The sequence below is a fragment of the Acidovorax sp. HMWF029 genome, from assembly GCF_003060895.1.
In the GTDB taxonomy this organism is placed as follows: domain Bacteria; phylum Pseudomonadota; class Gammaproteobacteria; order Burkholderiales; family Burkholderiaceae_C; genus Acidovorax.
The window spans coordinates 156,436-169,497 of record NZ_QAIH01000225.1; the positions used below are offsets into that span (position 1 = coordinate 156,436).

Here is a 13,062-nt window from a genome sequence, read left to right on the forward strand (position 1 = left end):
AGCTTGTCCAACGCTGCGGCGGAAGCCGCCATCGGCTGGCTCCAGGACGCGGGGGAGTACACCGCCGAGCGCGGCTTCCTGTGGCACCAGTACGCGCGTAGCCAGAGCCTGCGCTCCAACCGTCCGCTGTGGGCCGACATAACCGTGGCCCTGGCCGAAGACGACAAGGCCTCCTCCGGGCAACTACTGGAAACCTTTGACGAACGCCTGCCGCGTTACGACCGCGTGAACGCGGCGCGTGCCGTGGACGACATGCGCCTGGCCCAGACTGCGGCCTTCGAGGGGCTGGAGCACCAGAACGATGACCAGCCCCTGCACCTACAGCTCACTGAAAGTCTACTGGCCTTCAGCGACCATGCCAGTGGCACCATCCGCCACCGCCGCCTGGGCGGCCTGCGCGAGCACGAGCTGGGCGACGCGGTGCACATCGCCATCAACCCGCGCCTATCGCTGGACCTGGAACATGGTCGCATCCTGCGCCGCTCCACTAGCCCCGAGGCCATTGTTGACGCACCGAACGAAACCGCCATGCAGGCGCGGCTGTCGTGGCGCCAGCCCGGCAGCGAGACCAAGCTGACGGCTGGCCGTCGCCGCAGCTTCGATACCTATACGCCCGTGGAACTGGAACACGAGCAGCGCATCGACAACCGCCTGTTACTGCGCATGTCCCTGGGCCTGGACCTGCCTAGCCAGGAGAGCCTGGCCCTGCGCGTGGCCGGGATGAAGGACCGCGCCAGCGTGGCCCTGCGCTACCAACCCACGCGGCAGGACTCCATCATCGTTACGCTCTGGGGAGAGCGCTACCAGCTGCAGACCGGCGGCCTGCTGGGCAAGGGCCGACACAGCTCGCTCTACTACACCCACAGCTACCGCCAGGACGCACCACAGCTGGACTTCAGCGCGTTCTGGTCGCACCACGCCTTCCGGCGCAGCGACCTCACCTTGCTGAGTGAGCGTGACGAGGGCTACCGCCGCTTCCTGCCGCCAGCCGCCGATGGCCCCGGCCCCGACTACTTCCTGCCCCACGGCTTCAGCTACTACGGCTTGCAGATTGCGACCAACATGCGCCAGGAGCAGGAATACACGCGCAAGCTGCGCCCCTTCGCCGCCGTGAGCCTGACCCGGCACAGCCAGTACGGCACGGGCTACGGCCTGCGCCTGGGAGTGGCCGGCAACGTACTGGGCCCCGACCACCTGACCATGAGCTGGGGCCTGGAAAAGTCGGGCCTGCGCACCGACGGCCCTTCGCGCGAAGTACAGATTTCTTACCGCCTTCACTTCTGATGAATTCCCGCGTCACCCAAGGACCCACCATGCGCTCTTTCTCCACACTCCTGCACCGCTACGGCGCCATCGCTGCAGCGGCCCTGCTGCTCACCGCCTGCACCACCACCGACCGCGGCCGCTCGCCAGCCCTGGAGCCCAAGTCCACCTGGGTCGTGCTGCCGTTTGCCAATCACACGGAGACGCCACTGGCGGGCAACCGTGCCGAAGCCATTGCCGAAGCGCTGCTGCATGCGCATGGTGTCGGCCGTGTGCTGCGCTACAACGCCACCACCCAGCAGGAAGCCCTGTTCGACGCCGGCGACATCAAGCGCCAGCAGGAAGCCCTGGTATGGGCGCGCGAGCAACAGGTGCGCTACGCCCTGACCGGCGCTGTGGACGAGTGGCGCTACAAGGTCGGCGTGGACGGCGAACCCGCGGCTGGCGTGACGCTGCGCATCGTCGATGTCTCCACCGGCGACACGCTCTGGACGGGCACGGGCGGCAAGAGCGGATGGAGCCGCGAGGCACTGTCTGCAGTGGGCCAGAAGCTGATCCGCGACCTGCTGAGCACCGGCCTGTCCTCGGCACGCTGATCCCGGCCGATTCCCATCCCGCATCCCACCGCGCCGTTGCCATTGACCATGTCCAGCGAAGAAACCTCGACCTCGCCCCGGCGCCGCATACTTGCTGGCGCCGCCAAGCGCCCGCAGCAACGCTCTCACGGCCCCCTGGTGCTGCTCGGCAAGCTGGCAGCCACCGGCGCACGGCCCGGCGTGATAGTGGGCGAGACGGTCCTGTTGTCGCTGCTGGCGCTCGCCCTGGGCCTGGTGGCCAGCCCCGAAGACCCGCTGTGGACCGATGCGGCCTTTCCCTGGCCCTGGCTGGCACCCGTGCTCGCAGCGCTGCGCTACGGGCCGCTGGCCGGCCTTGGCGGCGCCTGCCTGCTGCTGCTGGGCTGGCTGGGACTCAACCTTGACCACTACGACCGCTTTCCGCAGATCTACTTCCTCGGCGGCCTCATCCTGGTGATGCTGGTGGGCGAGTTCTCCAGCCTGTGGCAGTCACGCACGCGGCGGGCCGAGATCATGCAGGTCTACCTGGACCAGCGGCTGGAACACCTGGTGCGACAGTACTACCTGCTACGCCTGTCGCACGATCGGCTTGAACAGGAACTGATCGGACGCCCCATGTCCATGCGGGACGCGCTCTCGGCACTGCGCGGCACCAGCGGCTCGCCTGAGGGAAGCGCCGTGCTGCTGCGCCTGCTGTCCCAGTACTGCCAGCTTGAATCGGCCGCGCTGTACGCCGTCAGGGACGAGCACCTGGACACGGCGCCGTTGGCAGCCATCGGCAAAATGCCGGAACTGCGTCGCCACGACGCCCTGTTAGAGCAGGCACTGGAAACCCGCAAGCTCTGCCACATCAGCCAGACCCTGGCCAACCAGCCCCACAGCCAGTACCTGGTGGCCGCCCCCTTGCTGGACCTGGGCGGCACCATCTACGGAATGCTGGTGGTAGACGAGATGCCGTTCTTCTCACTGCAGGAGGAGAACCTGCAGACCATCAACCTGCTACTAGGCTACTACACCGACGGCCTGGCCACGCAGGCCCTATCGCAGCCCGTGGTGCAGGCGTTGCCCGAATGCCCCCCCGACTTTGCCTTCGAGGCGCAACGGCTCTCGCATGTCTGCCAGACCACCCTGGTGGGCAGCGTGATGGTGGCGATGGAATTCCTGCCACGCGCCATCGAACGCGACCTGCCGCAACAGATCCTGCGCCTCAAGCGCGAGCTCGACGAGAGCTGGCTGTGCGTCGGAGCCGAACGCCAGGTGCTGGCCCTGCTGATGCCGCTGGGCGACCAGGCCACGGCCGAGGGCTACATCAACCGCATCGAGCACTGGTCGCAGCAGCGCAGTGGACAGCCACTGTCAGCGTCTGGCGTGTTCCCCCACGTGATCGCACTGGACGGCCGCTCCCCCATCGAGGCCCTGGCGCGCATCCCCCGCCTGGCGCAAAGCCATGATTAGCTTCAAACTTGGCCTGAGCGCCCTATTGCTGGAACTCGGCGCGTGGAGCGCGCCCACGCTGCTGGAAGGGCACTCGGATGCCGGCCTGGCCACCTACCTGATCGCCCACGCCACCGCCAGCACACTGCTGGCGCTCGCACTGCTGCCGCTGCTCACCTCGGAGCGCGCACGGCCGCGCCGGGCCGCGCTGGCTCTGATGGCAGCATTCAGCTTTGCCGTGCCCATCGCGGGGTTCATTGGTATCGTCCTGGCCGTGGTGGTGCTGCGCATCTACCGCACGCCTGTCACGGCAGACGACTTCCAGTCTCTGCAGTTGCCCGAGTTCGACCTGCACCAGCGCATGCAGGGCAGCTTCCGGCAGGCCGGCCTGCGCTCCTTCCTGGGCAACGCGCAGGCACCAGCCCAGGCACGTATGAGCGCCATGGTGGCGCTGCAGTTCGTTTCCGGCCGCGTGGCCTCGCCCCTGCTGCGCACCGTGCTCAGCGACCCCAGCGAAGACCTGCGTCTGTTGGCCTACGGCATGCTGGACACGCTGGAGAAGCGCGTCAACCGCGCCATCGACGCCGAACTGCAGACCCTGCGCGCCGCCCAGAACGTCGAGGGTGTCGGCATGTCCAGCCCCCAGGCGCTAGAAGCCCTCCACCGCCTGTCGGACCTGTACTGGGAACTCATCTACCAGCAACTGGTGCAGGGAGACCTGCGCGAGTACGCCATCAACGAATCGCTGCGCTACTGCGGCATGGTGCTGCAGCACACCCCCGATCACCCCCAACTGACACTGCGGCGCGGCCGTCTGCTGCACGAGCAGGGCCACCTGGGCGCAGCCGCCGAAACCTATGAGCGCGCTCGTGCCCTGGGCATGCCCGCCACACGGCTGCTGCCCTACCAGGCAGAGCTGGCCTTCCAGCGGCGCGATTTCGCAAGCGCCCAGGAACTAGTGCATGAACTGAACCAGTGGGACGCCCTGCCCCGGCTACGCCCGGTGATCGACTACTGGAGCGGCACCCGATGACCCACCCCAAGGCCCAGGAAGCCGACGTGGCGCTGTTGCTGGAAGGCACCTTTCCCTATGTGAGCGGCGGCGTTTCCAGCTGGATCAACCAGATCATCCGCGCCTATCCCGAGTACCGGTTTGCCATCGTGTTTCTAGGCAGCCGACGCGAGGACTATGGCCAGTTCCGCTACACACTGCCACCCAACGTGGTGCACTTCGAGGAGCACTTCCTGTACGGCGAGCTGCACGCCCACGGACAACCTGCACGTCGTGCAGGCAACCGCGAGGCATTTGAGATGGTGCAGGCGCTGATGCGCCCCCCCGTCACCGAGCCCACGACCCAGCAGACCCTGACGCTGCTGCAACAGATCACGCGAGAAATGCAGCCCGGCGGCAAGCTCCAGCTCGAGGACTTCCTGTACAGCGAGCGTGCCTGGGAACTGATCTGCGACAGCTACCGACGCCACTGCACCGACCCGTCCTTCGTCGATTTTTTCTGGACGGTGCGCATCATGTACCAGCCCCTGTGGATGCTGGCAAGGGTGGCGCAAAAGATGATCCCGGTGCGTGTGACGCACTGCGCTTCCACGGGCTACGCGGGCTTCCTGGGCGGATTGGTGCACCAGCTGCGCGGCACGCCGCTGATCCTGTCGGAGCACGGAATCTACACAAAGGAACGCAAGATCGACCTGTTTAAGAGCGAGTGGATCCGCGACAACCGCAACGTTTTTCAGCGCGACCCGACCGAACTGTCGCACTTCCGGCAGATGTGGATTCAGTTCTTTGAGTGGCTGGGCCAGTACTGCTATGCGGCTGCCGATCCGATCATTGCCTTGTATGAGGCCAACCGCCTGCGCCAGATCGCCGACGGTGCCGAGCCCAAGCGCACCTTCAATATTCCCAACGGCATCCAGTTGGCGCGTTTCGCCCCGCTGCGCGAGCAGCGCCCGACCGATCCGCCGCCGGTGCTGTGCCTGATCGGCCGCGTGGTGCCGATTAAGGATATCAAGACCTTCATCCGCGCCATGCGCCGCGTGGTCAACCAGTTGCCCGAGTCCGAGGGCTGGATTGCCGGGCCAGCCGACGAGGACCCTGCCTATGCCCAGGAGTGCGAGAACTTGGTCAACAGCTTGGGGCTGCAGAAGCATGTGCGCTTTCTGGGCTTTCAGAAGGTGGAGGACCTGATGCCGCGCATCGGCTTGGTGGTGCTATCGTCGATCAGCGAGGCGCTGCCACTGGTGGTGCTGGAGGGCTATGCCGCTGGCGTGCCGGTGGTGACCACCGACGTAGGCTCTTGCCGCCAGTTGGTGGACGGGCTCAATGACGATGACCGCGCCCTGGGTTCGTCCGGCCGCGTGGTGCCCATCGCCGACCCGCAGCGCTTGGCCGACGCCTCGCTGGAACTGCTCAAGGACACCGCCACCTGGAATGCCGCCAGCGCGGCAGCAGTGGCACGCGTGGAGCGCTACTACACAGACACCATGATGTTCGACCGCTACCGCCGTGTCTATGAAGGCGCCTTCGCCCGCAGCGGTCAGGAGGTGCGCTGATGGCTGGCATAGGGTTCGAGCTGCGGCGCATGTTGCGCAAGAACACCCTGCTCAGCCTGGTGCAGGCGTATGCCTATGCCGGCGTGATCGGCTCCGGCCCGTGGGTGTTCTCCATCGTCGGCATCCTGCTGGTGGGTATCTTCAGCGCCAGCGTGGTGGTGCCCTCGTTCCTGGTCACGCAGTTCCAGACCTCGGTAACCTACCTGGTCGCGGGCAGCCTGATCCTCACGGGGCTGGTACAGCTCGCGTTCACGCGCTTCGTGTCGGACCGACTGTTCGAGAAGCGGCGCGACCTGATCCTGCCCAACCTGCACGGCTTGCTACTGCTGGTGCTGCTGGTCTCGGCAGCGCTCGGCACTGCGTCACTCTTTCTTGTGCTGCCGGGCGAGGGCCTGGCCTACCGTCTACTCATGCTGGCGGGTTTCGTCATCATGTGTGGCGTATGGGTGCTCACCATCCTGCTGTCCGGCATGAAGCGCTACCGCACCATCGTCGCGCTGTTCGGCCTGTCGTACCTGCTGATCGTGATCGTCTCGCTGCTGCTACGACCCTGGGGCCTGGAAGGGCTGCTAGCGGGTTTCGTGGCCGGCAACTACGTGCTGCTGGCGGGCATGTGGGTGCTGGTGGTACGCGAGTTCAACCCCGAAGGCCGACTGTTCGCCTTCGACTTCGCGCGGCGCGAGCTGAGCTACCCCTCACTGATGATCATTGGACTGCTCTATAACTTAGGCGTGTGGGCCGACAAGTTCATGTTCTGGTACTTTCCACCCACCTCGCAGGAGATCATCGGCGGGCTGCGCGCCTCGCTGATCTACGACCTGCCGGTGTTCTTGGCATACCTGTCCATCATCCCCGGTATGGCAGTGTTTCTGGTGCGCATCGAGACCGACTTCGTCGAGTTCTATGACCGCTTCTACGACGCTGTGCGCAGCGGCGGCTCGCTGGAATACATCGAATCCATGCGCGATGAGATGGTGTACTCCATCCAGCAGGGCCTGTCCGAGATCGGAAAGATCCAGACTCTGGCCGTGCTCATCACCTTCGTCGCAGGCCCGACCATCTTGTCAGCCCTGGGTATCTCCCGGCTGTACCTACCGCTACTGCACGTGCAGGTGGTGGGTGCGGGCCTACAGGTGGGGCTGATGGCCATTTTGAACGTGTTCTTCTACCTGGACCAGCGCCGCATCGTGCTACTGCTGTGCCTGCAGTTCGTGCTGCTCAACGTGGTGCTCACTGGCTTCACTCTCTGGGCGGGTGCGGCGCTGTACGGCTACGGGTTCGCACTGGCCACACTGGTCACCCTGTGCACGGGGCTGCTGCTGCTGTCTCGCGAACTCAACCGGCTCGAATACAAGACCTTCATGCTGCAGTGATTGCGGGTGGGGGACGGGCTGCAGCTTCACCAAACCTTTACACGGCGCGCGCATACTCCTGGCCTTCGCTCGCTCTGCCACCCCTCTTCTTTCACCGCAGAAGACCATGCCCAAGATCCGCCCCACCCGCTTTGCCCGCACCTCCCTTCGCCTGGGACTGCTCAGTCTAGCTGGCGGCTTGCTGGCCGCCTGCGGCGGCAGTTCCGACACGCCCGCCGCAGGCGGCACCGTTACGGTGCAGTTCACTACGCCGGCGGCGGAAGACGTGTACACCGCCAGCACCCAGCTGGCGCTGGCTGCACGCGTAACCGTCAACGGCGCGGACGCGGCCGACGGCACGACTGTGCAGTTCGCAGTCGGCTCCGGCGCAGCGGCCTTGGGCAGCACCAAGGGCGGCGTGGCCACAGCCACACTGACCGGTGCGACGGGGCGCCAGCAACTGCAGGCCTCGGCCACGGTTTCGGGCCAGTCCGCCACGGCGGTGCGCACGGTCTACCTGCGCCCTTCGCCCACAGCCATGGAAGTGCTGGTGCCAGCCTACTTCTACCCCGAAGGAGCGGGAACCACCGCCTGGAATACATTGACCACCGGAACGGCGGCTAATCCCGGCGTGAAGGTGACGGCCATCTTTAATCCCTCCGACGGCGTCTTCACGCGGGTGGACAGCAATTTGCGCACCGTCGCCACGCAGTTCAAGGCAGCTGGTGGTGGGCTACTGGGCTACGTCTACACAGGCTATGGCGACCGCTCCGTGGCCGAAATCAAGAAGAACATCGACGCCTACTTCAACCTCTACGGCAGCAGCCTGATTGAGGGCATCTTCCTGGATGAGATGGCGGCTACCGCCAACAAGTTGAACGTCTACCGCGAGATTTACCAGTACATCAAGGCCAAGGACACCAATCTGCGCGTGATCGGTAACCCCGGCATGGCGCCTGTGGCGGGCTATGCTGCCGTAGCCGACGTGTTGACGGTGTTCGAGGGCAAGGGCTCGCAGTTCGAGGCCTACGACCCACGCACTACCGATACCGACTGGCTCTACACCCGCGCCAACAGTACGCAGGCCGCCCTGGTGCACAACGTGGCCAACTGCGCAGCCATGCAGAAGGCAGTGCTGTCGGCCGCATCAGCCCGCTACAACACGGGCGTTTTCTTCGCCACCAGCCTGGAATACGACTTCGCTACCGACACCGGCAACCCCTGGGACGGCATGCCAGCTTACTGGAGCACGATGCTGCAAACCGTGCGCAGCGTGAACGTTGGTCAAGCCCTGCCCACCTGCTGAGTGGCCCCCTTCAGTGGGGGTACCTCTATGCATCCAAGTTGTTGCAGCAGCTATCAGAACCCCACCGGCGCGGCCATGGATGGTCTGATGAACTGAGCGCCTGTTAACTCACGATCTCGCAATGGATCGCAAACAACAGGTTCTTTTCTTAACTGCCGGCCAACTCGTCGGCCCGCGCTTGCGCAGCTGCAAAGTCCAGGTCGCCACTGTAGATAGCGCGGCCGCAGATCACACCTTCCACACCTTCGTCTTCCACCGCGCACAGTTGCTCGATGTCGGCCATGTTTGACAAGCCGCCAGAGGCGATTACGGGGATGGAGAGCGCCTGGGCCAGCTTCACCGTAGCGTCGATGTTGATGCCCGAGAGCATGCCGTCGCGGCCGATGTCGGTGTAGATGATGGATTCAACACCCCAGTCCTCGAACTTCTTTGCCAAATCAACCACTTCGTGGCCCGTGAGCTTGCTCCAGCCGTCGGTGGCAACCTTGCCATCCTTGGCGTCCAGGCCCACGATGATGTGGCCGCCAAAGGCGCTGCAGGCGTCCTTCAGAAAGCCCGGGTTCTTCACGGCCGCTGTGCCAATGATCACGTAGCGCAGGCCGCCATCGATGTATTTTTCAATGGTGTCCAGGTCGCGGATGCCGCCGCCCAGCTGCACAGGGATGTCGTCGCCCACCTCTTTCAGGATGGACTTGATGGCGCCGTAGTTCTTGGGCACGCCCGCGAAGGCGCCATTGAGGTCCACCAGGTGCAGGCGGCGTGCGCCCGCATCCACCCACTTGCGCGCCATGGCGGCGGGGTCTTCGCCAAAGGTGGTGGATTGGTCCATATCGCCTTGCTTGAGGCGTACGCAGTGGCCGTCTTTGAGATCGATGGCGGGGATGAGCAGCATGGTGGTGGGGGTTCCGGTGATCGGCCAAATCTCGGCGCGGCCCGAACGGGATGGTTGAGGAGGAAGGGTGGAGAAAAAGAATCAGGGATTCCAGTGCAGAAAGTTGCGGTACAGGGCCAGGCCATGTTCCGCGCTTTTCTCCGGGTGGAATTGCGTCGCAAAAATATTATCGCGTGCAATGGCCGCAGCGAAAACACCGCCGTAGTCAGCCTGCCCCGCGCAGTGAGCGGGGCTTTGCGGAACGGCGTAGAAGCTGTGCACAAAGTAGAAGTAGCTGCTGTCGGGTACACCGGCCCAGACGGGGTGCACAGCCCCCCAGTGCTCCATCTGGCGCACTTGGTTCCAACCCATCTGTGGCACCTTGAAGCGGCTGCCATCGGGCTGGGTTCGGCCCACAAGGTCGAACTTGAGCACATCGCCGGGGATCAGGCCCAGGCCAGGGGTGTCGCCTTCAGCGCTGTGATCCAGCAGCATTTGCATACCCACGCAAACACCAAACAGGGGCTTGGTGGCAGCGGCCTCGAGCACCGACTCCTGCAGGCCTGATTCGCGCAGTTCGCGCATGCAGTCGGGCATCGCGCCCTGGCCAGGCAGCACCACGCGTGCTGCGGCGCGCACGTCTTCGGGGCGTTGGGTGACCAGCACTGTCCAGCCCGTGCCCTGGGCTGCGGCCTGCACGGCCTGCGACACTGAGCGCAGGTTGCCCATGCCGTAGTCCACGACCACCACTGTTTTTGCTTCCATATTCATAGCTACTAGCGCTTACCCATCAGGCGCAGAGGCCCGATTTGGTTCATAAAAATCACAAAGAACCCTTGGTGGACGGGATGACACCGACCGAGCGCGGGTCGCGCTCCAGCGCTGCGCGCAGCGTGCGCCCGAACGCCTTGAACATGGTCTCGCACTGGTGGTGGGCATTGAAGCCCTTGAGGTTGTCGATGTGCAGCGTGACGCCCGCGTGGTTCACAAAGCCCTGGAAGAACTCATAGACCAGTTGCGTGTCGAGCTGGCCGATGCTGCCGGCGGTGAACTTCACATCCATGTGCAGGCCGGGGCGGCCCGAAAAATCAACCACCACGCGCGACAGCGCCTCATCGAGCGGCACGTAGGCGTGGCCGTAGCGGCGGATGCCCTTCTTGTCGCCCACAGCGCGCGCAAAGGCCTGGCCTAGCGTAATGCCCACGTCTTCCACGGTGTGGTGGCCGTCGATGTGCAGGTCGCCCTCGCAGTCGATGTCGAGGTCGATCAGCCCATGGCGAGCGATCTGGTCGAGCATGTGGTCGAAGAAGCCAATGCCAGTGGAGAGCTTGGCTTGGCCGGTGCCGTCGAGGTTGATGCGCACGCGGATGCGCGTTTCGGCGGTGGTGCGGCTGACCTCGGCGATGCGGTCGGCCATCGGGTCGGCCGATGGGGCAGAGGGGACGAGTGCGGAGGAAGTCATAGGGAGGCTTGGAGTGCGGCCAGCATCTGCGCGTTGTCTTCGGCATTGCCTACCGTGAGGCGCAGGCAGTTGGCCAGCATGGGGTGCATTGTAGAAACGTTCTTGACGAGCACCTTGCGGTTTTTCATGCCCTCGTAGGCCTTGGCGGAATCCGCCACACGGATCAGCACCATGTTGGCCTCGCTGTCCCAGCATTTTTCAACGCCGGGTATCTGGCGCAGGGCGGCGATGAGCGTGGTGCGCTCGGCACGGATCTCGGCCGCCTGGGCGGCAAACACGTCGGCATGTTCCAGGGCAAACAGGGCAGCTTCGCAGTTGAGCACGCTCACGTTGTAGGGCGGGCGCACCTTGTCGATCTCGCTCACGAACGCCGAGGGCCCGATGAGGTAGCCCAGGCGCACGCCCGCCAGGCCAAACTTGCTTAGCGTACGCATGAGCAGCACATGGGCGTTGCGGGCGGGCTCGGCGCGCATGCGGTCGATCCAGGTGCGGCTGGCAAAGGGCTGGTAGGCCTCGTCCATGACCACGATGCCGCCCTGCGCACCGGCTGCGTCGATGATGCGCTGCACCGCACCCTCGTCCCACAGCGTGGCCGTGGGGTTGTTGGGGTAGGCGATGTAGGTGATGGCGGGGTTGTGCTGCGCAATGGCGGCCAGCATGGCGGGCTCATCCAGCTCAAAGTCGGGCGTGAGCGGCACACCCACAAAATCCAGCCCCTGCAGCTGCGCAGACAGCGGGTACATCACAAAACCCGGCATGGGCGCGAGCATGGTGGCGCGCTGGCCCGTGCCCGGCTGGGCGCAGGCCAGGGCCAGCAGGGTGATGAGTTCGTCCGACCCGTTGCCCAGCACGATGCCGTAGCCCTCGGGCATACCCGCGTACTGAGCCAAGGCCACCTTCAGATGCGCAATGCGGTCACCGGGGTAGCGGTTGAGCGCCAGCGCACCCAGGCGCTGGCCCAGCGCGGCCTGCAGATGCGCTGGCAGGCGGAACGGGTTCTCCATCGCGTCCATCTTGAGCATGCCGGTGGACGGCTGCACCACATAGGAGTGCATCGCGCGCACGTCGGGGCGGATGCGAGCAAGGGCTTGCAGGGGGGACGATGGAGTAGTCATTCGGCAGTGTCCAGTTCTGAAGGTGCAACAAGAAAGGGGTTGATGGGCCGCACAGCGTCCATCGGCTCGTTGTGCGGCAACGCCTCGGTCAGCAGGTAACGGCAGCCCTGCTGGTGGGCGGACGAGAGGATGAGCGCATCCCAGTAGCCCAGGCGGTAGCGATCCTGCAGGTCCCAGGCGCCGTCCACGGTGTACGAGTCCAGGTGCGGCGGCAACCACACGCGCAGGCGGCGCACCTGGGCGCGCACCTGCTGCAGCACGTGGGGGCCGTCAAACCGCTGGATGGCCTGGTTGTACAGCTCGTTGAGCACTTGCGAGCTGATGCGACCGCTGCGTGTCTGCCAGCAAAAGCTGATCCATTCACGCGCCCGCGCGTGGCGCCCGGCATCGCGGGCGTCCACGCTGGCGAGCAGAATTTCGGTATCGACAAAGATGGGGACGGTGGCCATACCCTCGCAGCCCTTCAGCGCAAAAACAGGGTTTCACGCGGCACGTAGGGTCCGCTGGACGCGCCCCAGGATTCAAACCCCAGTGCCTCGCGCATGGCCTGGGCGTAGGCGTCTTCCTGGCGCATTTTTTCGGCCAGCCATTCACCAAGCAGGCGCGACACGCTGCTGCCGCGCCTGGCCGCTTCCACACGCACCCACTCGGCGACGGTGTCATCCATGGTCACGGTGATGTTTTTCATGGGCCAAATACTACACGAACTTCGTGCAACACGAATTTCGTGTTGCAACCTAAGTTGGCGCGGCCTTGCGCTGCGTCCCGCTCTGCAGCAGCTGACAAGCCATGTCACCCACGGTGCGAAGAGCCGTCAGGTGGGCTGGCGTCCAGTCCCCTCCCACGCCAATGCGCAGGCAGTTGCGAAACCGCCCGCTGGCGCTGAACACAGTGCCAGGCGCAATCAGGATCTGCCGGGCCAGGCAGGCCTCGTGCAACTGAACCGCATCGAGCGCGCGCGGCAGCTCCAGCCACAACAGCAGGCCGCCGGGCGGGTCGCTGACGCGCGTGCCCTGCGGGAAGTGCGCGGCGATGACGTGGCGCACCTCGTCCAGGCGTGCCGCCACGGCCGCCCGCAGCTGGCGCATGGCAGCAGCATGCCCCGCCTGGGTGATGAGG

General features: G+C 65.2%; 13 protein-coding genes and 1 pseudogene. 7 read left to right on the top strand and 7 right to left on the bottom strand.

Translation table 11 applies throughout. The annotated features are described in order from the left end of the window. From DBR12_RS23010 to DBR12_RS16510, 7 genes and pseudogenes are all read left to right on the top strand, one after another. Positions 1–1,284, top strand: a pseudogene (locus DBR12_RS23010) (hypothetical protein); the annotation flags it as partial. Positions 1,285–1,313: 29 nt separating this feature from the next. Next, on the top strand, positions 1,314–1,859 hold the full coding sequence (locus DBR12_RS16485) for a penicillin-binding protein activator LpoB (protein WP_108618310.1): 546 nt from the start codon (positions 1,314–1,316) through the stop codon (positions 1,857–1,859). 48 nt (positions 1,860–1,907) lie between these two features. Continuing rightward, positions 1,908–3,293 carry a PelD GGDEF domain-containing protein gene (locus tag DBR12_RS16490; RefSeq protein ID WP_108618311.1) on the top strand — a complete coding sequence of 462 codons (1,386 nt, stop codon included), beginning with the start codon at positions 1,908–1,910 and terminating at the stop codon, positions 3,291–3,293. Beyond that, a complete protein-coding gene (locus DBR12_RS16495; protein WP_108618241.1) occupies positions 3,286–4,305 on the top strand; it encodes a lipopolysaccharide assembly protein LapB in 1,020 nt (339 codons plus the stop codon). The genes DBR12_RS16490 and DBR12_RS16495 overlap by 8 nt, the downstream gene beginning before the upstream one ends. After that, the gene (gene pelF, locus DBR12_RS16500; RefSeq protein ID WP_108618242.1) at positions 4,302–5,837 is read left to right on the top strand and encodes a GT4 family glycosyltransferase PelF; all 1,536 of its coding nucleotides are present in this window, start codon (positions 4,302–4,304) and stop codon (positions 5,835–5,837) included. Before DBR12_RS16495 ends, pelF begins: the two co-directional genes overlap by 4 nt. Further along, a complete protein-coding gene (gene pelG / locus DBR12_RS16505) occupies positions 5,837–7,210 on the top strand; it encodes an exopolysaccharide Pel transporter PelG (protein ID WP_108618243.1) in 1,374 nt (457 codons plus the stop codon). Before pelF ends, pelG begins: the two co-directional genes overlap by 1 nt. A gap of 106 nt (positions 7,211–7,316) precedes the next feature. Beyond that, positions 7,317–8,495: a spherulation-specific family 4 protein gene (locus DBR12_RS16510; RefSeq protein WP_233244611.1), complete on the top strand. Its 1,179-nt coding sequence runs from the start codon at positions 7,317–7,319 to the stop codon at positions 8,493–8,495. A 148-nt stretch (positions 8,496–8,643) separates the two neighbouring features. Here the strand turns inward: DBR12_RS16510 and hisA are convergent, their stop codons facing one another. From hisA to DBR12_RS23015, 7 genes are all read right to left on the bottom strand, one after another. Then, complete coding sequence (gene hisA / locus DBR12_RS16515) at positions 8,644–9,387, bottom strand: 1-(5-phosphoribosyl)-5-[(5-phosphoribosylamino)methylideneamino]imidazole-4-carboxamide isomerase (protein ID WP_108618244.1); 744 nt, start codon at positions 9,385–9,387, stop codon at positions 8,644–8,646. An 81-nt stretch (positions 9,388–9,468) separates the two neighbouring features. Then, entirely contained in the window at positions 9,469–10,137 is a 669-nt protein-coding gene (gene hisH / locus DBR12_RS16520; RefSeq protein WP_108618245.1) for an imidazole glycerol phosphate synthase subunit HisH, read from the bottom strand. A 52-nt stretch (positions 10,138–10,189) separates the two neighbouring features. After that, entirely contained in the window at positions 10,190–10,828 is a 639-nt protein-coding gene (hisB, locus tag DBR12_RS16525; RefSeq protein WP_108618246.1) for an imidazoleglycerol-phosphate dehydratase HisB, read from the bottom strand. Next, positions 10,825–11,943 (bottom strand): histidinol-phosphate transaminase, encoded by a 1,119-nt coding sequence (gene hisC, locus DBR12_RS16530; protein WP_108618247.1) that lies wholly within the window; start codon positions 11,941–11,943, stop codon positions 10,825–10,827. The genes hisB and hisC overlap by 4 nt, the downstream gene beginning before the upstream one ends. Then, the gene (locus DBR12_RS16535) at positions 11,940–12,392 is read right to left on the bottom strand and encodes a PIN domain-containing protein (RefSeq protein ID WP_108618248.1); all 453 of its coding nucleotides are present in this window, start codon (positions 12,390–12,392) and stop codon (positions 11,940–11,942) included. The genes hisC and DBR12_RS16535 overlap by 4 nt, the downstream gene beginning before the upstream one ends. 14 nt (positions 12,393–12,406) lie before the next feature. After that, positions 12,407–12,631: a hypothetical protein gene (locus DBR12_RS16540; RefSeq protein WP_008905190.1), complete on the bottom strand. Its 225-nt coding sequence runs from the start codon at positions 12,629–12,631 to the stop codon at positions 12,407–12,409. Between the two features lie 49 nt (positions 12,632–12,680). Further along, positions 12,681–13,062 (bottom strand): aminotransferase class I/II-fold pyridoxal phosphate-dependent enzyme (locus tag DBR12_RS23015; protein ID WP_233244614.1); only part of this gene is annotated, 382 nt, incomplete at its 5' end.

Coding starts and splice junctions, on each gene's coding strand:
- DBR12_RS16485 (WP_108618310.1), top strand. CDS start 1,314: ATGCGCTCTTTCTCCACACTCCTGCACCGCTACGGCGCCATCGCTGCA.
- pelG (WP_108618243.1), top strand. CDS start 5,837: ATGGCTGGCATAGGGTTCGAGCTGCGGCGCATGTTGCGCAAGAACACC.
- hisB (WP_108618246.1), bottom strand. CDS start 10,828: ATGACTTCCTCCGCACTCGTCCCCTCTGCCCCATCGGCCGACCCGATG.
- hisC (WP_108618247.1), bottom strand. CDS start 11,943: ATGACTACTCCATCGTCCCCCCTGCAAGCCCTTGCTCGCATCCGCCCC.
- hisA (WP_108618244.1), bottom strand. CDS start 9,387: ATGCTGCTCATCCCCGCCATCGATCTCAAAGACGGCCACTGCGTACGC.
- DBR12_RS16510 (WP_233244611.1), top strand. CDS start 7,317: ATGCCCAAGATCCGCCCCACCCGCTTTGCCCGCACCTCCCTTCGCCTG.
- hisH (WP_108618245.1), bottom strand. CDS start 10,137: ATGAATATGGAAGCAAAAACAGTGGTGGTCGTGGACTACGGCATGGGC.
- DBR12_RS16490 (WP_108618311.1), top strand. CDS start 1,908: ATGTCCAGCGAAGAAACCTCGACCTCGCCCCGGCGCCGCATACTTGCT.
- pelF (WP_108618242.1), top strand. CDS start 4,302: ATGACCCACCCCAAGGCCCAGGAAGCCGACGTGGCGCTGTTGCTGGAA.
- DBR12_RS16540 (WP_008905190.1), bottom strand. CDS start 12,631: ATGAAAAACATCACCGTGACCATGGATGACACCGTCGCCGAGTGGGTG.
- DBR12_RS16495 (WP_108618241.1), top strand. CDS start 3,286: ATGATTAGCTTCAAACTTGGCCTGAGCGCCCTATTGCTGGAACTCGGC.
- DBR12_RS16535 (WP_108618248.1), bottom strand. CDS start 12,392: ATGGCCACCGTCCCCATCTTTGTCGATACCGAAATTCTGCTCGCCAGC.